Here is a 269-nt window from a genome sequence, read left to right as displayed (position 1 = left end):
CACAGCGGACAACGTGGACAAACAACTTAAACAATTTGAAGACAACATTGCTCCAATTGATACAGTAAATGAAATAGCGAAGATTAAAGAAGAAATGAAGGAATTGCGAAAGTATATTGATGAAAGTATAAAAAAACGGGATCAACTATTGATACAAACATTGCGGGAAGTATTAGAAACAAAACAAAAGAAAAAGAAGAAGTGGTTTCAATTCTGGAAGTAATTCGTCTACTGTTTAACTGTGGAAATCAGAGTTTTTAAGCAAAGAG

General features: G+C 32.7%; 1 pseudogene. It reads left to right on the top strand.

From position 1 onward, the window contains the following. Positions 1-223: pseudogene (locus tag SB775_RS30005) on the top strand (DUF3967 domain-containing protein); the annotation flags it as partial. Positions 224-269: the final 46 nt, after the last annotated feature.

Source organism: Peribacillus sp. SIMBA_075, from assembly GCF_046534585.1.
This window is presented reverse-complemented; position numbering and strand designations above follow the sequence as displayed.